We start from the raw sequence: 17,762 nt of genomic DNA, 5'->3' as shown, positions 1-17,762 counted from the left end.
TCATTCCATAAAAAAAGCGCCTTTTTCGGAGAAGGCGCCCTAAAAAACATAAAAAAACCGTATCCAAGGATACAGCTCGTCCTTAGTTTTTTATAGAGGGTGTAGCTAGAACCTCTCCCGCATCAATACGGATTTTCTTCTTTTTTCACTTTTGCTATCATACCATAATATTGTTTCCCGTGACAATAAAAAAACAGCCTGAAACCTGTGTCAGGCTGCAAAAGCGGGTTTAAGCCCCGCGTTTTTTCCCCGGAAATACCATCAGCGCAATCCCGATCAGAACAAATAGAGCAGGCCAGAAAACAGAAACCGGAATGATCGGCTGATACGTCATCATAAAGCAAAGTGCTGTCAAGGTCAGCACCGCAACCGGGATGAGCAGCGCCTTCTGTTTCCCGCCGAACAGCCACAGCTCAAATAAACCGAATGCCGTTGCCAACAGGTAAACAGGCCATGTCACATCGGAGTAGGACCAATTGGTTGCCGTTTCAAAGACAAACAAGAACCCCGTAATCAATAAGATGCCGCCCGGTACGAGAAGCCCCGCGTTTTTGACAGGTTTCGGGCCGAAAATCGGAATGTGAAAAGCGGCGCCCAGCAACAGAATGAGAACGGGCCAGCCGCGTTCGCTGATGACTTCATTTGCATTGGTGAATATGCCGAAAATGCCCGCGGCGCACAGAACCGCCGCAGCAGTCAAAAGCCCTCTTTGCCTTCTGCCGAACAGCCAGGCTTCAAACAGGCCGAACGCAACGGCAAAGAGGTAGACAGGCGATGTCACATTTGCGTATGTCCAATCCGTCAGCGTTTCAAACCATAACAAGCCGCCCGTCACAAGCAAAATGCCGCCCGGAATAAGAAGGCCCGATCTTTTTTTCGGCTGCATAAAGGCAGCGGCGTGAAACAAAAGCCCGGCTGCGATGATCAAAAGCGGCCACAGCCCCGTCATCAGCATTCCGGCAAAGCATAGTGCTCCCGCGGCTGTCAGGATGAAAGCAGGAATCAATACGCCGATCTTTCTCCCGCCGAAATACCACAGCTCAAACAGACCGAGAGCAGGCGCCCATATATAAACAGGCCACGTCACGCCTGAATACGTCCATCCCGTTGCGGTCTCAAAACAAAACAGGCAGCCCAGCACAAGAAACATACCGCCGGGAACGAGCAGTCCCGCCTGTTCAGGCGTTTTTTTCGCAAAAATAAATCCGGCGTGAAATCCTGCGGACATTATAATGAAAAGAAACGGCCACGCCGAACCTGCGGATATATGTATAACTCCCGCCTTCTGTAAAAAAAACGCAATGCCGATACAAATAAAAATAAATCCCAATAATACACGTCGATCCTTCATCTCTTACTCCTCCCCATCATTTCCCAATTCATTATACAGAAATGGCAGGGAAAAAGAAGGGGAATTCCCAAAAAATACAGACATTTTCCTTATATCCTTATTTTTCTTTCGGGATTTTTTTGCAAATCAATGCGCCGATGAAAGCGAGGCTCACATACCCAAACACCGGATAAACGGTGGAAATCAGCTGACCGTAACCGATTTGGCTGATAATGAAAGCAAACGCCAAAATGCCGCCGTAAATATATGTACTTTTTATATGAAGAAAACTGTTTAATTGTTTTTCCAATCCGTATAAATTGCCGATAACCGACGTAAACACTTCCCCGAAAATAATAAACAAATAAATGATATGAAGCGAACGCGAATACGAATAGACGACTTGAGCCATCGGAATGTCAAACTCCAGCACATCCGGCAGCACCGATAATGATAAGAAGCTCGCGGCAAGCACCAGTGTCAACAGAACGCCGCCTAAATAAGCTCCCCTTCTGATCACCTTCTCTGAAGACATTTCGTTCGCAAGCGGCACAAGGACGGCTTGGGCGAGCGATAAATTTAACGCGCCGTAAGAGACGGCGGACAAAAGCCAGTTCCACTTATCAGGCCATACCCATTCGTCCGCGTTTCTCGTGCTTGTAAATACAAATGAATCAGCTGTCACGATAAAAGAGAAAGAAATTAAAAGCGGCACAACCAATATATTGACGCCGACCACACCTTTAACACCGCTTGTCATGACGGCAAGGCTCAGTACGATCGTCAGTAGGATCCCCGCTTGTGCGGGCCAGCCAAGCTGTTCATGAAACAGCGCTCCAGCTCCGGACAGCATGACAGAGGTCACTCCCAGCAATATAAACATCATAAACATGTTCACGGCGCGGCCGATGGACTGGCCGAATAAATATGTGTTCAATTCCTGATAAGATGCTGCATGAATCCGTTTGGAAATAATCATGATTTTGGCGCCTAAATATGTAAACATCAGACCGCTTACCACGATACCGAACAGACCGATCCAGCCGAACTTCAGAAAAAACTCAACGATTTCCCGTCCCGTGGCAAAACCGGCTCCTACAACCGTGCCTACGTATACAAATGCAAGCTGACTTGCAGAACCTTTTGTTTGTCCCATTTCACCCTCCGGCTAAGCGCATATTTGTCCAGGCCTTTATATATGCTTATGAGACAAGTCTCCCGAAAAGACGAACAAATCGTCCTTCCCCGGAGAAAACAGATTCAGCTCTCTCCTCTAAGCAAAAATATTGAAAGAAAAAAAGGGCCGGCGTATACTCTTCATCAAGAAAGGTCAAATCATTTCATTTCCTTTCTGACTATATTGGTCAAAAATAATCAAACCTCACGAATATCACTTATCATGCTGTAAACATTTATTTTTCGGGGTTTGAAACAAAATACTTGAAAGTCAAAGAAGGTCAGAGTATACTAATAATCAAAGAAGGTCAAAGTTTCGGCCTTATTTTCTAATCCATTTGGTCAAAGATGATCAAACATTTTTCGAGGAGGTTTTGGCAAATGCGTTGTCAACATTGTCAGAAAAACGAGGCGACGATTCGCCTGAACATGCAAGTCAATTCCATTCAAAAACAATTCGTTTTATGTGAAACATGTTATACAGAATTAACCCGAAAACCGTCTATGAGCATGGGGCCGCAATCATTCGGATTCCCGTTTGAGCAAGGTTTCGCTCCCAATCAAAATAAACAGCAGGCCGGCCCTGAAAAAGGCCTGCTCGACGAGCTCGCTCAAAACGTCACAAACGGCGCAAAAGCAGGTCTGATTGACCCTGTGATCGGCCGCGATAATGAAGTGGCGCGCGTAATTGAAATTTTGAACCGCCGGAATAAAAACAATCCGGTGCTGATCGGTGAGCCGGGCGTCGGTAAAACGGCTATTGCAGAAGGCCTCGCGCTTAAAATCGCTGAAGGCGATGTGCCGAACAAATTGAAAAACAAAGAACTTTACCTGCTTGACGTCGCTTCTCTCGTCGCCAATACAGGGATCAGAGGCCAGTTTGAAGAAAGAATGAAACAATTAATGAACGAATTAAAAGAACGGAAAAACGTCATCTTGTTCATTGATGAGATTCACCTTCTCGTAGGCGCCGGCTCTGCCGAGGGATCAATGGATGCCGGGAACATCCTGAAACCGGCCCTTGCCAGAGGCGAGCTGCAGGTCATCGGGGCGACAACGCTGAAAGAGTACCGCCAGATTGAAAAAGATGCGGCGCTTGAAAGACGCTTCCAGCCTGTCATGGTTCACGAGCCTACAATAGAACAAGCCATCAGCATTCTGGAAGGCATTAAAGATAAATACGAGAAATATCACGGCGTCACATTCAGCAATGAAGCGATAAACGCCTGTGTTACGCTTTCATCCCGTTACATTCAGGACCGCCACCTGCCGGATAAGGCGATCGACTTATTAGATGAAGCCGGCTCTAAGGCGAACCTGGAGCTTGATACCGTAAATGAAGAAGATGCGGCTGAGAGACTCAAAGCAATTGACGCGGAGAAAACAAAAGCGCTTCATGAAGAAAATTATGAGCTTGCCGCGAAACTGCGTGATGAAGAAGCGGCATTGGAAAAGCAGCTGGCGCATGAAACACCGACCTCTTCACCTGAAATCGGGGCGGAGCATATTCAAGCCATCATTGAACAGAAAACAGGCATTCCGGTCGGAAAACTCCAGGCTGATGAACAAGTCAAAATGAAGGAACTTGAAGAGCATCTTCATCAGCGTGTCATCGGTCAGGAAAAAGCCGTGAAAAAAGTGGCGAAAGCGGTCAGACGAAGCCGCGCCGGCTTAAAATCCAAAAACAGACCTGTCGGCTCCTTCCTCTTTGTCGGACCGACCGGAGTCGGAAAAACCGAGTTATCAAAGACACTCGCAGATGAACTGTTCGGTACAAAAGATTCCATTATCCGTCTCGATATGAGTGAATACATGGAAAAACACGCCGTATCAAAAATTATCGGTTCACCGCCGGGATATGTCGGACACGATGAAGCCGGTCAATTAACGGAAAAAGTTCGCCGCAATCCGTACAGCATCGTGCTGCTCGACGAGATTGAAAAAGCCCATCCTGATGTCCAGCATATGTTTCTGCAGATTATGGAGGACGGCCGTCTGACAGACAGCCAGGGCAGAACGGTCAGCTTCAAAGATACCGTTTTGATTATGACTAGCAACGCTGGAACCGGTGAAAAACAGGTGAAAGTCGGATTCCAATCTGAAGAGAGCGTCATGGAAGAACAAACGCTGATTGATTCACTGAGCGCGTTCTTCAAACCGGAGTTTTTAAACCGGTTTGACAGCATTATTGAATTCCAATCCCTGAAAAAAGAACATCTCGTGAAAATCGTCAGCCTGCTTCTCACAGAGCTTGAAGACACGTTAAAAGAGCGCGGCATCAGCCTGAGCGTCACCGATGATGCGAAAGAAAAAATCGCTGAAATCGGCTACCACCCCGCTTTCGGAGCACGCCCGCTCAGAAGAACCATCCAAGAATTGATCGAGGACGAAATGACAGATCTTCTATTGGATGACAACGAAATCAAAGCCTTCCATGTCGTAATGGAAGAGGACGGCATCAAAGTCCGGGCACAATAACAAAAAAGCGGTTCCCTCCTCGCGGGGAGCCGCTTTTTTGTTTCTTTCTCCATGCCGGAAGGGAGAAACTGTGAAGAATTCGGGAACAATTTCTCAATCACCCTAAAGTTCCATGCACTGCCACCGATATTAACCATAGAAAGCTAGTATAAAGGATTTGGTGAAAACTATGGATAAAACATCGATTATCGGTATCATCCTCGCCGTGATTGCTTTAAGCGTGGGCATGGTGCTGAAAGGGGTCAGCTTAAGCGCACTCGCTAACCCGGCAGCTATTCTGATTATTTTGTTCGGTACGATTTCTGCGGTGATCATCGCATTCCCCGGAAAAGAAATCAAAAAAGTGCCTGCCCTTTTTAAAGTGCTGTTTAAAGAAAACAAACAGCTGACAATTGCGCAATTAATTCCTATGTTCTCTCAATGGGCGCAAATCGCCAGACGTGAAGGTCTGCTCGCATTGGAAGCAAGCATTGAAGACGTGGATGACGCATTTTTGAAAAACGGCCTGAGCATGGCGGTTGACGGACAAAGCGCAGAATTTATCAGAGATATTATGACTGAGGAAGTTGAAGCGATGGAAGACAGACACCAGGCCGGCGCAGCCATCTTTACACAAGCCGGCACATATGCGCCGACACTCGGCGTTTTGGGTGCGGTCATCGGCCTTATCGCCGCTCTTTCCAACATGAACAATACCGAGGCGCTCGGACATGCCATCAGTGCGGCGTTTGTCGCCACCCTTCTCGGGATTTTCACAGGGTATGTACTTTGGCATCCCTTCGCCAACAAACTGAAACGCAAATCAAAGCAGGAAGTCAAACTGCGTGAAATCATGATCGAAGGCGTTCTGTCAGTGCTTGAAGGACAGGCCCCGAAAGTGATCGAACAAAAACTTCTCATGTATCTTCCTGCGAATGAACGCGCAAAAGTCGCTGAACAAGAAGGAGAGGCAAACAATGGCGAGAAAAAAGAAGAAGAAGCATGATGACGAGCATGTGGATGAGTCTTGGCTGATCCCGTACGCGGATTTGCTCACCCTTCTTTTGGCTCTGTTCATTGTATTGTTCGCCATGAGCTCGGTCGATGCGGCGAAATTCCAAATGCTGTCTAAATCATTTAACGCCGTGTTTACCGGAGGCACGGGTGTTCTTGAATATTCAAGCGTCACCCCTCCTGAAAACGAAAAAGACGGCATTGATCAGTTAAAAAAAGACAAGGAAAAAGATAAAGAACAGAAAAAGAAAGAAAGAGAAGCAGCCGACCGCGAAGAACTTGAAGGCGTGCAAAAGCAAGTCAATCAATTTATAAAAAACAAAAAGCTTGAAACTCAGCTGGAAACAAAGATGACTAAAGAAGGGCTCTTAATTACCATTAAAGACAGTATCTTTTTTGATTCCGGACGGGCGGATATCCGTCAGGAAGATATTCCGCTTGCCAAGGAAATCTCGAATCTCCTTGTGCTGAATCCGCCGAGGAACATTATCATCAGCGGACATACGGACAATGTGCCGATTAAAAACTCACAATATCAATCTAACTGGCATTTAAGCGTCATGCGGGCCGTCAACTTCATGGCTATTCTCACGGAAAACCCGAAACTTGACGCAAAAGTATTCAGCGCCAAAGGTTTCGGAGAGTATAAACCGGCCGTGTCGAACAAAACCGCTGAAGGGCGCAGCAAAAACAGGCGCGTCGAGGTATTGATACAGCCTAGAAACGCCGCGACTGACCAAAATCAGTAAAATAAAAAAGGAAGCCTTTCAAACGGCTTCCTTTTTTATTTCTGATGAAAATGTTTAGCGTTTAACCCCACTCTTTTCAGCATTTCCGTACACATTTCTATCTCTTCATCACTCAGCACACTGATCATTTCTTTAATTTCTTCAGCATGATCAGGGAAAATATCGTCCAAAAGACGGATTCCCTTTTCGGAAATTTGTGCGAAAGTCACTCTTCTGTCAGTCGGCGAGGCTTTTCTGATGAGAAGTTCTTTTTTCTCTAATTTGTCAACAACGTATGTAATACTTCCGCTCGCTAATAAAATTTTGTCGCCGATCTGCTGAAGCGGCTGGTTGCCTTTGTGGTACAGCAGCTCAAGCACCGCAAATTCCGTCGGGTTCAGACCGTGCTTATGAATATGTTTATTCATATGGTCGTTAATAGATCGGTACGCACGTGACAGTACAATAAATAATTTCAATGAGTTTTCTGTTTTATCCGTCATACATTCAATCATCCTTTTACAAAAGAAACCGTTACAGAGAAACATTAATAAACAAAATGAAAAATGTCAACAAAAATGTTTCCAAAATTTCTCTTCTTTTTGTCTGGCCTTAATAAAATAATTTGTTTTTCTATCATTTTGGTTATTTTTTCTTATTAAAGAAGTATAAAAATGATATAATACCTCTATTCAAGTGTAATGTTGGAGCGATGCAGAGTGAATACATTTAAAGGTGCCCGGGGAAAGATCAAGCTTTATCTCATATTGGTGATCATCCCGGCACTTATTATCAGCTTTTTCATTTATGAAAAAGAAAAGCAGAAAATAGCCGATAAACACATACAGGAAGCCAGTATGATGCTCAACCTTCACCGCAATAAGCTCAATTATTTAATCGGTGAAACAAAAGCCCGGATGACAACACTTGCGATCGCTGTCGATAAGCCTGTCAATGAAGAAAAGATCATTGATATTCTCGATCAGGCTTTTGAGGATGAACCCAGATTCAGCGGTCTGTATATGCTGAATTCCAAAGGTGATGTCATCGCAAGCACGACTGATCTGAAATCAAAGGTGAATTTGGCCGACAGACCGTATTTTACGAAGGCGAAAAAGACGAAAAAAACGGTTATCACAAATGACTACTCCAGCAGAATTACAGGCCAGCGCATCTTCACGATCTGCGTGCCGGTGTTAGACGCAAAACGGGAAGTCACGGATTATTTAGTAGCCGCCATCCAAGTCGATTATTTGAGAAATATGATCAATATGCTGAGCCCTGACGTTTATGTCAAGGCAACCAATCAGAATAAAGTGATATTTGCCAGCGGACGGGCTGATCAATCAGAAGGGGTTCAACCGGTCAGCGGCTATCTGGATGATATTAATTGGAATATCAATGTTTATCCGAAACCGGTTGAGCTGAACGAGCTGACCAAAAGCGTGCTGCTGCCGATGTCCAGTATTGCCGTGCTGCTGAATATTCTGTTCATCCTCGTTCAATATTATCTGCTTAAGCGCAAGACCCAGCTGGAGCGCGCTCAAAATGAAGCGCAGAAATTGGAGCTGATCGGAACGCTTGCCGCCAGCACCGCCCATGAAATCCGCAACCCGCTTACAGGGATCAGCGGCTTCATTCAGCTTTTGCAGAAAAAATACAAATCGGAGGAAGATCAGCTGTATTTCTCAATTATTGAGCAGGAGATTAAACGGATCAATCAGATTGTCAGTGAGTTTTTAGTGCTCGGTAAACCTACTGCTGAACGGTTGGAAGTGAACTCGCTGCAGGATATTCTTGATGAAATTTTGCCGATTATTTATTCTGAAGGGAATCTGTATAATGTGGAAGTGAATGTGGAGATTCTCGTCAATCGGCCGCTCAAGGTCAACTGTACGAAAGACCATATTAAACAGGTGATTTTAAATGTCGCAAAAAACGCACTGGAATCCATGCAGGAAGGCGGCCGGCTGTCCATCTATTTAGAAGCCCGCGACCATAAAGCAGTCATTAAGGTGGCCGACAACGGAATGGGCATTTCTGAAGATATGCTTGAACACATTTTTCTTCCGTTTGTAACGTCAAAGGAAAAAGGCACCGGCCTCGGCCTTGTCGTATGTAAACGAATCATGCTGATGTACGGCGGTTCGATTGACATTCAAAGCGAAGTCGATAAGGGGACAGAGGTCACCATTACCCTCCCTGCCGCTTCACGATGAAAAAAACACCCTGGATCGGGGTGTTTTTTATTTAAAGAAGAATATGTGTAAGAGGATATACCAGAGGAACGGCATCATAGCCGGCAGATAGTACGAGGCGCTTCGTGAGCCGTGCCAGCGGAAAAATCTGCTGACTGTACGCGGTCATCTTTCGGATGCGGCGCTTGATCAGGAAGCGCATTCAGTCTTCGTTATCTGTTTTATCATCAATCATTTGTTTGCTTCATATGCAGGCATGACGTCACCGCGGGAGAACAAGCCTATTTTCTTCACAAGGCCCTGTATTCCTTGGTGATGTGTACGATCACGGTTTACCAGCTGCTGATACGCGTTCATCAGACAGTCCAGTTCCTGGCTGTGCCTGATCGTGTCATATCCTGTAAACCCTTGCCTGTTAGCCGCATCTATCATCATTTTTCTTTTTTTATCAATAGATACAAGCAATTTTTCTTGTTCAGAATAACTGCCCATTCACTTCACCCCTCACCGCTAAAAGAATAGGAAACAAGTTTGATTGGGTTATTGAGCATTATTACAGATTATACTTTATTTGTAAACATTTTTTTACTAAATAACTTATTTTTTCATTTCATATTGGAATCTTTAGCATGAATACGAGAATAATACCCATTCAGGTAATGATATAAACAGAATGCGGCATATTCAAGATTTAAAAAACAGCCACAGCTGACTTTATATTACAATAAAAAACCTCTCATGCCGGCGGGGGCATGAGAGGTTCGGGCGTCTATCAGTTTTGCATACTTTCATTTTCGTAAATCGGCACCCAGCCCTCTGTCGTCACGAAAATTCGGATTGCGACGACCCGGCGGTCTTCCTGAAGCGTAAAGTAGTGGCGGATGTTCTCCGGAACTGAAATCAAATCTCCCGGATTTAAACGGACGTCGAAAAATGTGCCGTCTTTGCCTTGAATGACGAAGATGCCGTGTCCGCTGACGATAAAGCGGACTTCATCATCCGTGTGGTGATGTTCTCTTTGGAAATTTTTTAATAATTCATCAAGATTCGGCGTGGTATCTGATAAAGAAATGACATCCTGAGACTGATATCCGCGCCGGGCTGAAATATCCTGAATCTCCTTGTCAAACACTGCGAGAATCCTTTCTTTTTCATCTTCTGTCAGATTGTATTTCTCCGAAAGCTCAGACGGAAGTTTTTCAATGTTCCACTGCTCATAGATCACCTCTTGTTCGTCTAAGAAGCGCGCTACTTCTTCCTGTTTTTCAATGAGCGTATTCTTTTCGTCATGAATTCTGATGGTCGCCATTTTCTATTCCTCCTTTTATTTTACAAGCTGCGGCCGCAGTGACAGAAGCTTGAGGTGGCAGCTGAATAAAAATTCATAGGCTTCCAGCACCCTTTTCGCTTCAAATGCGGTCCGCCCCCATGCCGTAATGCCGTGATTGCGGATTAACACCGCGCCTGAGCCGGCGTCCGCATGGTGCGCGAAGTTTTCGGCCAATGCCGGGATGTGCGCCGGGTTGTCAATGATCGGAACGGTCACGGACGCGTTTTCCTCCCATAATCCGAGCGCCTTAATCATCTCCTGCCCCTGAAAAGTGATTTGTTTTTCATCCCCGTAAAGCTCTGAGATGACATTATTATTGACGGTATGGACATGCAGACAGCAGCCTGCGTCTGTCTTTTGGTATAAGTAAGTATGGAGAAGCGTTTCCGCTGAAGGTTTTAAAGAATGGCCGGTCTCAGCGGGCTTCCCGTTCTCATCGATTAAGAGAAAATCTTCGTCTGTTTCTTTTCGTTTGTCTTTTCCGCTCGCCGTAACGAGGAAAGTCAGCGGCGCGTCGGATACTTTGATGGAAAGATTCCCGCTCGTTGCCGGGAACCAGTCTCTTTCGGCCAGCTCGCGCTTTACCTCGGCAAGTTCGCGCCAGCGTTCTTCTTTTGCAGCCATGCCTGCACCTCCCCGATGTTTTCAATGCCTGTTTTCACCTCATGAAAATCTTGAAAAGGCAGATGCCGGAGGCCGAGTTCTTTGCATTCAGTCAAAAGATAATCTCTTGCAAAACACATATCGGATAACTTTGCAGCCTCGACATCCGTGACCGAATCACCGATCATAATGAGAAATTTCTGCTGATCGGACAGCTTCCGGATGACTGACGGTTTGCAGCAGCCGCATTGATTGGTGCAGCCTCCGTCACAGGCGTGCGGCCAGTCTATATGAATATATTCATTGTCAAAGGATGCATGATTGCAGAAAATCCGCTCCTTTTCTACGATCCCTTCCAAAAGCGGATGCACAAAAAAGTCCATTCCTCCGCTTACGATATAAAACGGGAGGCCGTTTGACCGGACAAACGAGACAAAATCCAAAAAGCCGTCCCGTATTTTCGCATCCTTCAGAATAAAGCCGGTCAGTTCTTCTTTTAAGCTGCTCGGCAGCAGTCCGAACATCCGGCCGACTCCTTCTTGGATTGATATGCTTTTAGACAGAACACCGTCTTTTAATTCAAGCCACTCAGGAGGCGCGAATTCTTTCATCATGCTGACAATGTTGTCGTTCACGGTGACCGTGCCGTCGAAATCACAAATAATCAGCGGTGTGCGGGTCATACGGCTTCCACCCTTCCCCATTTGTCTAATGCGAGCTGAAGATCTTTGCACGACGCGGCTTTTTCTTCAATCGGCTGCGCTTCAAGCACCGCATCAATGATGGCGCGGAACGCTTTTCCGCCGCCCTCGGCTCCTTTCGGATGGCCGTGAATGCCACCGCCGGCATTGATGATGTGATCGATGCCGAAATCGCGCATCAACAATGGCACCATACCGGGGTGAATGCCTGCTGACGGGACGGCAAACGACGGATGAAAGACATCGTCTTTTACACATTCATCATGGATTGCAAGCGCGGACTCCTTCGGAAGAGCAACGGATCCGTAAGGTGACGGAAATAAGCTGAAATCAGCGCCGCAATAGCGGTTCAGCTTGCCGAGCAAAAGCGCATGCGACAAGCCGTAAACGGGAGATGATGTGAACGCGCCGCTGACTGCCGGATGCGCCATGATCGGAAGCGGGATTTCCCTGTCTTCGGCAAGGCTCTGCATCACATCTAAACCGTAAGCGAACACATTCAATAAAAGCGCGTCCGCCCCGAGTTCTGCCGCGCGCCTCGCTTTATCCCGCAGTTCAGCGGTCCTTCCCGTAAGGTTTACGGCATACAGCGTTTTATGCCCCGTCTCCTCCCGGGTTTCCTTCAGGACTTGTTTTCCTGCGATAATGCGGGTTTCAAACGGAGCCAGTTCATTTTCAAAGAAAATTTCGTCATCTTTAATCAGATCCACGCCGCCGAGCGCCAACTGTCTGAGCTGCTCTTTAATGTCGGCGAGATCCCGTCCGATCACGCCTTTAAATATGCTCATCAGAAGCGGTCTTTCAAATTCGCCCAGCAGTTTGCGGATGCCGTATATACCGAATTTCGGCCCGGGAAGGGAGCGTTTAAACCCTTCGGAAAATTCAAGATCAGTCAATTTTATTTTTCCGTCCAGTGACAGCTTTCCGAATACCGTCGTCAGGACGGCCGGAATATCTCTTGAAAAGTTCGCCTCAGGATAGGCGATGGTGATGACGGATTGTGTTTCGTTTTCTGAGGTTCCTTCTTTCTCCTCAACTTTTACGACCCGGCCTTTATGTTTTCTGAGCTGTTCCTGCTTCACCAGGGGCAGGTCAGTCCAGGAGCCTACCGTCAGCCCCGCCGCAATCTGTTCCGCCCGCTTTTCACTGTCCGTTGTGTCTGTCAGAAGATATGTTGCCAATACTTCGCTCATGCGTGAACGCCTCTCTTTCTTTCACAAAACATAAAAAAACCTCTTCCGTATGAGCAGAAAGAGGCTTCGTGTTATGTCCGAATCTTATCTCTCAGCTCCTGCTGCAAGAATTAGCACCGTGCTTTATCAGTCGGTTGCCGGGCTTCATCGGGCTCGTCCCTCTGCCTGCTCTTGATAAGAATAATGATTTTATAAAGTATTTTGAATTATCGCATTGTTATCCTGATATGTCAATGCTTTTTCAGGTGAAAAGATTCAGTTTCCCGATCCGTTCCGCAGCTTCTTTAAGTCTTTCTTCACTTGTCAGAAGACCGACTCTTATATAGCCTTCCCCCCATTTTCCGAACCCGTTTCCGGCAGCGACGGCGACATCCGCTTTCTCGAGCAGCAGATCTGAAAACGACTGTGACGTATAACCGTCGGGCACAGGGAGCCATGCAAAAAAGGAGCCCGCCGGAGCCGTCACATCCCAGCCGATACCGCGGCAGGCTTCAATCCATGCATTGCGTCTCGATTCATATCTGTCATTTTGCGCTGCGACGCATGCCTGATCCGCTAAAAGAGCGGCTGCGGCCGCCTGCTGCGCCGCGGGAAACAGGCTGACAAACATATGATCCTGATAAAGGTTGATCGCTTCGATAACAGAAGCGTTTCCGACGGCAAATCCGACCCGCCAGCCCGCCATATTATACGTTTTGGACAAGGTATAGATTTCGATTCCCGTCTCCTTTGCGCCTTCCGTCTGCAAAAAGCTCAGCGGTTTATGCCCGTCAAAACCGACGGCTCCGTACGCGAAATCATGAACGACACAAATGCCGTTTTGTTCCGCAAAACCGACCGTCTCCTCAAAAAACGCCTCTGTCGCCACAGCACCGGTCGGATTATTCGGATAATTGAGATACAGCAGCTTCGCCTCGCTCCGCACCTTTTCAGGAATTACGCTGTAATCAGGGAGAAACCCTCTTTCTTCCGTCAGCGGCATCATTTCCATTTTCGCTTTCGCAAGGGCGACGCCCGACCAGTAATCAGGATATCCGGGATCAGGCACCAGAATGGTATCTCCCGGGTTTAAAAGACATTGCGGAAGCTCAACAAGTCCCGCCTTGCCTCCGAACAGCACGGCTACTTCCGTTTCCGGATCAAGCGTGACCCCGTACTCCCTTTCATAAAATGCAGCGGCTGCTTTTTTGAAGCTGTAAGCGCCCCGGAATGAGGAGTATTTATGATTTTCCGGCCTTTCGACGGCGAGCTTCATTTCTTCAACGATATGCTGAGGCGTCGGCTGATCAGGGTTTCCCTGCCCTAAATTGATGACGTCTCTGCCTTCTTTCAGCTTTTGATTCACTTTTTGCACCAATGATGCGAAAAATTGTTCCGGCAGCTGTTTGAGTACATCTGAGATTTCAAAGTTCATATTTTTCACCTTCTAAAAATGTCTTGAAATGATAGTCCATCATCATATATGGTTAAATAAAAAAAGTAAAGAGAAACTTGAGGTGTTAAAAAATGAAATGGACCGTTTCCTGTTTGCAATTTGATATTTCATACGGAAATCCTTCAGAAAATTTTAAAAAAGCAGAATCTTTGATTGAGCAAGAAAGCCGCCATGCGGATGTAATCGTGCTTCCTGAGTTGTGGACGACCGGCTATGATCTCACACGGCTAGACCAGCTGGCGGATGAAAACGGCAAAGTTTCGGAACAGTGGCTTAAAGAAACGGCAAAAACATACAACGTACACCTCGTTGCCGGATCTTTTGCGGTCAAAGAAGGCGAAAATGTCTATAACACCATGTACATCGCCGATAACAGCGGACAGATCGTGAAGCGGTATCAGAAAGCCCATCTGTTTCAGCTGATGGATGAACACCTTTACTTGTCAGCAGGAAACAGCGACGGTTCCTTTGAGCTTGACGGTGTCAAGTGCGCCGGGCTGATCTGCTATGATATCCGTTTCCCCGAATGGATCAGAAAGCATACGTCCCAGGGCGCGAATGTCCTGTTTATCTCTGCGGAATGGCCTCTGCCCCGCCTTGATCATTGGCGAAGCCTGCTTGTCGCCAGAGCAATTGAAAACCAATGTTTTGTCGCAGCCTCTAACTGCACGGGGTCCAATCCCGATAATGAATTTGCCGGCCACAGCCTGATTATTGACCCGTGGGGCCGGATTTTAGCCGAAGGAGACCGGACGGAAGGCGCAGTCCGGGCGGAAATTGATGTGTCAGAAAGCGCGGCCGTCCGCGGAACCATTCCGGTTTTCCAAGACTTGCGGCGTGATTTATATTAATTTTCAAAAAAACGTTGACAAGAATATCCGGCACCTGCTAATATTTTCATCAACTGATTAATCCGAATTGTGATACAAATCAATATATTTTCTCTTATCGAGAGTTGGGCGAGGGAATTGGCCTTTTGACCCCAACAGCAACCGACCGTAATTCCATTGTGAAATGGGGCGCGTACATTTTGCGCCGAGACGATTGTCTCATAAGGCACGGTGCTAATTCCATCAGATGTCATCTGAGAGATAAGAGGCGGACTGCACTGTTTCAGCCTCCTTCTCTTTCAGAGAAGGAGGCTTTTTTTCGGGCGTATTCTCCGTCACGATCTCTTACTGCCACTACATAATTGGAGGGTAAATCCATGTCAGCAACTAAAACAAGTCTTTATGAACAATTAACAGAAAGCTCCGCCGCCGCGTTAGCCGTCAAGCTCGGCTTATTCCAAAGCAAAAGCACTCTGACATGCCGTGAAATCGGCGACGGCAATTTAAATTACGTCTTCCATGTTTACGATAAAGAAAACCAAAAAGGACTGATTATCAAACAGGCGATTCCTTACGCGAAAGTCGTCGGTGAAAGCTGGCCGCTTACAATTGATCGGGCGAGAATCGAAAGCAGCGCCCTCATCCGCCAGGGCGAACACGTGCCGCACCTCGTTCCGGCCGTTTACTATTCCGATACTGAAATGGCCGTCACGGTAATGGAAGACCTCTCACATTTGCAGATTTCAAGAAAAGGGCTGCTGGAAGGGCAGCATTATCCGAACTTATCGGTTCATATCGGTGAATTTTTAGGGAAAACGCTTTTTTACTCATCCGATTATGCGCTCGATGCGAAAGTAAAGCAGCAGCTCGCAAAGCAGTTTACAAATCCTGAGCTTTGCAATATTACAGAAAGGCTTGTGTTTACAGAACCGTTTCTCGACCATGAGACAAACGATTTTGAAGAGGAGCTGCGCCCATACGCAGAAGAAGTTTGGAACAATTCCCGGCTGAAAGAAGGCGCTGACGAATTGAAAGCCATCTTTCTGAATTCCGCGGAAACATTGGTTCACGGCGATCTGCACACGGGAAGCATCTTCGCCGATGAACATGAAACAAAGGTGATTGATCCCGAGTTTGCTTTCTTCGGACCGATCGGGTTTGACATCGGCCAATTTATCGCCAATCTGCTGTTAAACGCCCTCAGCCGCGACGGTGACGACAGACAGCCGTTATATGACCATACTGCCGCCGTATGGGATACATTTGTGAAAACATTCAGTGAAGCATGGGAGAAAGACTGCCTGCCTTCCCGCAGACACCTGCTGGAAGACACACTGAAAAACGCGTTTGAAGAAGCGGTCGGTTTTGCGGGATGCGAATTGATCCGGCGCACGATCGGACTCGCCCATGTGGCTGACTTAGATGAAATCACTCCGTTTGACAAACGAATCGAACGGAAGAAACTGGCGCTTGACATCGGCGCCTATTATATCGAAAACAGAAAAGAACTGAAGCATATCACCGAGGTTCTGGACCAATTTAAGCTCCGTGTAAAGGAATGATGCAGCATGACCAATGAATTTGCCATCCCCCGTTCTGTGGAATGGAAAGAAACCTACATCCGCATTTTAAATCAGCAAAAGCTTCCCGACGTCACTGAATATGTGGAACTTGAAACAAAGGAAGATGTATTCGACGCGATTGTCACGCTGAAAGTAAGGGGCGCCCCGGCCATCGGTATAACTGCGGCGTTCGGACTCGCGCTCTCCGCCAAGTCATTTGAAGCACGCGACCTTTCAGATTTCCGACGTCAGTTCGCGGATGTCAAAGCGTATTTAAACAGTTCGAGGCCCACTGCCGTCAACCTCGCGTGGGCGCTTGACAGACTGACGGATTCCATCAGGGATGCGATCTCAATCAATGAAGCGAAGACAACGCTCGTTCATGAAGCCATTCAAATTCAGATTGAGGATGAAGAAACTTGCCGAATGATCGGCCAAAATGCGCTGCACCTTTTTAAAAAAGGCGACCAGATCATGACCATCTGCAATGCGGGCTCGATTGCTACAAGCCGGTACGGTACGGCGCTTGCTCCCTTTTACTTAGCGAAACAAAAAGACCTCGGCCTTCATATCTACGCATGTGAAACAAGACCCGTTCTCCAAGGATCACGGCTGACGGCGTGGGAGCTGATGCAGGGCGGAATTGATGTCACCCTCATTACGGACAGCATGGCCGCCCATACAATGAAGGAAAAACATATTTCAGCAGTCATTGTCGGCGCTGACAGAATTGCTAAAAACGGAGATACGGCCAATAAAATCGGAACGTACGGCCTCGCTATTTTGGCAAACGCCTTTCAGATTCCGTTTTTTGTGGCCGCACCGCTTTCGACCTTTGACTTGCAGATTGAAAACGGCGATCAGATTCCGATTGAAGAAAGAGATCCGGATGAAGTCAGACAGATCTCAGGCATACGCACCGCTCCCGAAGATGTGCCGGTCTTCAATCCGGCCTTTGACATCACACCGGGCAGCCTGATTTCAGGCATTATCACCGAGAAAGGAATTGTGACCGGTTCTTACACGGAAGAAATTGAACAATTATTCGCTGACTGCCAGTTGAGCTGAAAAACCGCTGATGATGTTGCCTCAGGCAATGTCAGCGGTTTTTTTGTCTGCACAATGTAATCACTTCATCTTTTTGGGCGGCTGTAATGAGATGCATTTTAAAAAACAGCTCTGCATAACCGGCTATCTTTTGCGGA

The 17,762-nt window shown here is 46.9% G+C and carries 16 protein-coding genes and 3 riboswitches; of the genes, 7 read left to right on the top strand and 9 right to left on the bottom strand.

Translation table 11 applies throughout. The features are described from left to right. Positions 1-76 precede the first annotated feature (76 nt). A riboswitch (PreQ1 riboswitch) is annotated at positions 77-121 on the bottom strand. Positions 122-229: 108 nt separating this feature from the next. Together ACWJJX_RS02465 and ACWJJX_RS02460 are read right to left on the bottom strand one after the other, a co-directional pair. Beyond that, entirely contained in the window at positions 230-1,351 is a 1,122-nt protein-coding gene (locus ACWJJX_RS02465) for a hypothetical protein (protein WP_077722133.1), read from the bottom strand. Positions 1,352-1,448: 97 nt separating this feature from the next. After that, positions 1,449-2,486: a YkvI family membrane protein gene (locus ACWJJX_RS02460; protein WP_167860090.1), complete on the bottom strand. Its 1,038-nt coding sequence runs from the start codon at positions 2,484-2,486 to the stop codon at positions 1,449-1,451. 401 nt (positions 2,487-2,887) lie between these two features. Between ACWJJX_RS02460 and clpE the strand changes: the two genes are divergently transcribed. The 3 genes from clpE (at position 2,888) to motB (ending at position 6,726) form a co-directional block, all read left to right on the top strand. Then, positions 2,888-4,984, top strand: coding sequence for an ATP-dependent protease ATP-binding subunit ClpE (gene clpE / locus ACWJJX_RS02455; RefSeq protein ID WP_070081723.1), 2,097 nt, complete (start codon positions 2,888-2,890; stop codon positions 4,982-4,984). A 169-nt stretch (positions 4,985-5,153) separates the two neighbouring features. Beyond that, positions 5,154-5,969, top strand: a complete 816-nt coding sequence (gene motA / locus ACWJJX_RS02450; protein ID WP_003154684.1) for a flagellar motor stator protein MotA — start codon at positions 5,154-5,156, stop codon at positions 5,967-5,969. After that, on the top strand, positions 5,941-6,726 hold the full coding sequence (gene motB, locus ACWJJX_RS02445; protein ID WP_069473375.1) for a flagellar motor protein MotB: 786 nt from the start codon (positions 5,941-5,943) through the stop codon (positions 6,724-6,726). The genes motA and motB overlap by 29 nt, the downstream gene beginning before the upstream one ends. Before the next feature lie 35 nt (positions 6,727-6,761). On the opposite strand, the gene ACWJJX_RS02440 is transcribed toward motB, so the two are convergent. Beyond that, positions 6,762-7,208: a MarR family winged helix-turn-helix transcriptional regulator gene (locus tag ACWJJX_RS02440; RefSeq protein ID WP_003154686.1), complete on the bottom strand. Its 447-nt coding sequence runs from the start codon at positions 7,206-7,208 to the stop codon at positions 6,762-6,764. A gap of 198 nt (positions 7,209-7,406) precedes the next feature. Between ACWJJX_RS02440 and ACWJJX_RS02435 the strand changes: the two genes are divergently transcribed. Beyond that, the gene (locus tag ACWJJX_RS02435; protein ID WP_454022707.1) at positions 7,407-8,924 is read left to right on the top strand and encodes an ATP-binding protein; all 1,518 of its coding nucleotides are present in this window, start codon (positions 7,407-7,409) and stop codon (positions 8,922-8,924) included. 210 nt (positions 8,925-9,134) lie between these two features. Here ACWJJX_RS02435 and ACWJJX_RS02430 read toward each other — a convergent pair whose 3' ends face one another. From ACWJJX_RS02430 to ACWJJX_RS02405, 6 genes are all read right to left on the bottom strand, one after another. Then, a complete protein-coding gene (locus ACWJJX_RS02430) occupies positions 9,135-9,395 on the bottom strand; it encodes an aspartyl-phosphate phosphatase Spo0E family protein (protein WP_003154690.1) in 261 nt (86 codons plus the stop codon). Between the two features lie 280 nt (positions 9,396-9,675). Beyond that, the gene (locus ACWJJX_RS02425) at positions 9,676-10,212 is read right to left on the bottom strand and encodes a 1,2-dihydroxy-3-keto-5-methylthiopentene dioxygenase (protein ID WP_317461413.1); all 537 of its coding nucleotides are present in this window, start codon (positions 10,210-10,212) and stop codon (positions 9,676-9,678) included. Positions 10,213-10,227: 15 nt separating this feature from the next. Then, the gene (locus ACWJJX_RS02420) at positions 10,228-10,857 is read right to left on the bottom strand and encodes a methylthioribulose 1-phosphate dehydratase (protein ID WP_046341248.1); all 630 of its coding nucleotides are present in this window, start codon (positions 10,855-10,857) and stop codon (positions 10,228-10,230) included. After that, on the bottom strand, positions 10,815-11,519 hold the full coding sequence (mtnX, locus tag ACWJJX_RS02415; RefSeq protein WP_454022706.1) for a 2-hydroxy-3-keto-5-methylthiopentenyl-1-phosphate phosphatase: 705 nt from the start codon (positions 11,517-11,519) through the stop codon (positions 10,815-10,817). Before mtnX ends, ACWJJX_RS02420 begins: the two co-directional genes overlap by 43 nt. Beyond that, on the bottom strand, positions 11,516-12,730 hold the full coding sequence (gene mtnW / locus ACWJJX_RS02410) for a 2,3-diketo-5-methylthiopentyl-1-phosphate enolase (RefSeq protein WP_454022705.1): 1,215 nt from the start codon (positions 12,728-12,730) through the stop codon (positions 11,516-11,518). Before mtnW ends, mtnX begins: the two co-directional genes overlap by 4 nt. A gap of 81 nt (positions 12,731-12,811) precedes the next feature. Beyond that, positions 12,812-12,911: riboswitch (SAM riboswitch) on the bottom strand. A gap of 60 nt (positions 12,912-12,971) precedes the next feature. After that, the gene (locus ACWJJX_RS02405; RefSeq protein ID WP_454022704.1) at positions 12,972-14,144 is read right to left on the bottom strand and encodes an aminotransferase class I/II-fold pyridoxal phosphate-dependent enzyme; all 1,173 of its coding nucleotides are present in this window, start codon (positions 14,142-14,144) and stop codon (positions 12,972-12,974) included. A gap of 92 nt (positions 14,145-14,236) precedes the next feature. Between ACWJJX_RS02405 and ACWJJX_RS02400 the strand changes: the two genes are divergently transcribed. The 3 genes from ACWJJX_RS02400 (at position 14,237) to mtnA (ending at position 17,625) form a co-directional block, all read left to right on the top strand. Then, positions 14,237-15,016: a carbon-nitrogen family hydrolase gene (locus ACWJJX_RS02400; protein ID WP_101562952.1), complete on the top strand. Its 780-nt coding sequence runs from the start codon at positions 14,237-14,239 to the stop codon at positions 15,014-15,016. Positions 15,017-15,107: 91 nt separating this feature from the next. After that, positions 15,108-15,263, top strand: a riboswitch (SAM riboswitch). Between the two features lie 109 nt (positions 15,264-15,372). Beyond that, the gene (gene mtnK / locus ACWJJX_RS02395; protein WP_454022703.1) at positions 15,373-16,557 is read left to right on the top strand and encodes an S-methyl-5-thioribose kinase; all 1,185 of its coding nucleotides are present in this window, start codon (positions 15,373-15,375) and stop codon (positions 16,555-16,557) included. 6 nt (positions 16,558-16,563) lie between these two features. Then, entirely contained in the window at positions 16,564-17,625 is a 1,062-nt protein-coding gene (mtnA, locus tag ACWJJX_RS02390; protein ID WP_003154704.1) for an S-methyl-5-thioribose-1-phosphate isomerase, read from the top strand. Positions 17,626-17,762: the final 137 nt, after the last annotated feature.

The organism is Bacillus sp. YH3-2-B2 (genome assembly GCF_053663335.1).
Note: the sequence above shows the minus strand (reverse complement) of the source record. Positions and strands in the feature narration are given on the sequence as shown.

Excerpts from the sequence above, each read along its gene's own strand:
- ACWJJX_RS02465 (WP_077722133.1), bottom strand. The coding sequence starts at position 1,351 with ATGAAGGATCGACGTGTATTATTGGGATTTATTTTTATTTGTATCGGC.
- ACWJJX_RS02460 (WP_167860090.1), bottom strand. The coding sequence starts at position 2,486 with ATGGGACAAACAAAAGGTTCTGCAAGTCAGCTTGCATTTGTATACGTA.
- clpE (WP_070081723.1), top strand. The coding sequence starts at position 2,888 with ATGCGTTGTCAACATTGTCAGAAAAACGAGGCGACGATTCGCCTGAAC.
- motA (WP_003154684.1), top strand. The coding sequence starts at position 5,154 with ATGGATAAAACATCGATTATCGGTATCATCCTCGCCGTGATTGCTTTA.
- motB (WP_069473375.1), top strand. The coding sequence starts at position 5,941 with ATGGCGAGAAAAAAGAAGAAGAAGCATGATGACGAGCATGTGGATGAG.
- ACWJJX_RS02440 (WP_003154686.1), bottom strand. The coding sequence starts at position 7,208 with ATGACGGATAAAACAGAAAACTCATTGAAATTATTTATTGTACTGTCA.
- ACWJJX_RS02435 (WP_454022707.1), top strand. The coding sequence starts at position 7,407 with ATGTTGGAGCGATGCAGAGTGAATACATTTAAAGGTGCCCGGGGAAAG.
- ACWJJX_RS02430 (WP_003154690.1), bottom strand. The coding sequence starts at position 9,395 with ATGGGCAGTTATTCTGAACAAGAAAAATTGCTTGTATCTATTGATAAA.
- ACWJJX_RS02425 (WP_317461413.1), bottom strand. The coding sequence starts at position 10,212 with ATGGCGACCATCAGAATTCATGACGAAAAGAATACGCTCATTGAAAAA.
- ACWJJX_RS02420 (WP_046341248.1), bottom strand. The coding sequence starts at position 10,857 with ATGGCTGCAAAAGAAGAACGCTGGCGCGAACTTGCCGAGGTAAAGCGC.
- mtnX (WP_454022706.1), bottom strand. The coding sequence starts at position 11,519 with ATGACCCGCACACCGCTGATTATTTGTGATTTCGACGGCACGGTCACC.
- mtnW (WP_454022705.1), bottom strand. The coding sequence starts at position 12,730 with ATGAGCGAAGTATTGGCAACATATCTTCTGACAGACACAACGGACAGT.
- ACWJJX_RS02405 (WP_454022704.1), bottom strand. The coding sequence starts at position 14,144 with ATGAACTTTGAAATCTCAGATGTACTCAAACAGCTGCCGGAACAATTT.
- ACWJJX_RS02400 (WP_101562952.1), top strand. The coding sequence starts at position 14,237 with ATGAAATGGACCGTTTCCTGTTTGCAATTTGATATTTCATACGGAAAT.
- mtnK (WP_454022703.1), top strand. The coding sequence starts at position 15,373 with ATGTCAGCAACTAAAACAAGTCTTTATGAACAATTAACAGAAAGCTCC.
- mtnA (WP_003154704.1), top strand. The coding sequence starts at position 16,564 with ATGACCAATGAATTTGCCATCCCCCGTTCTGTGGAATGGAAAGAAACC.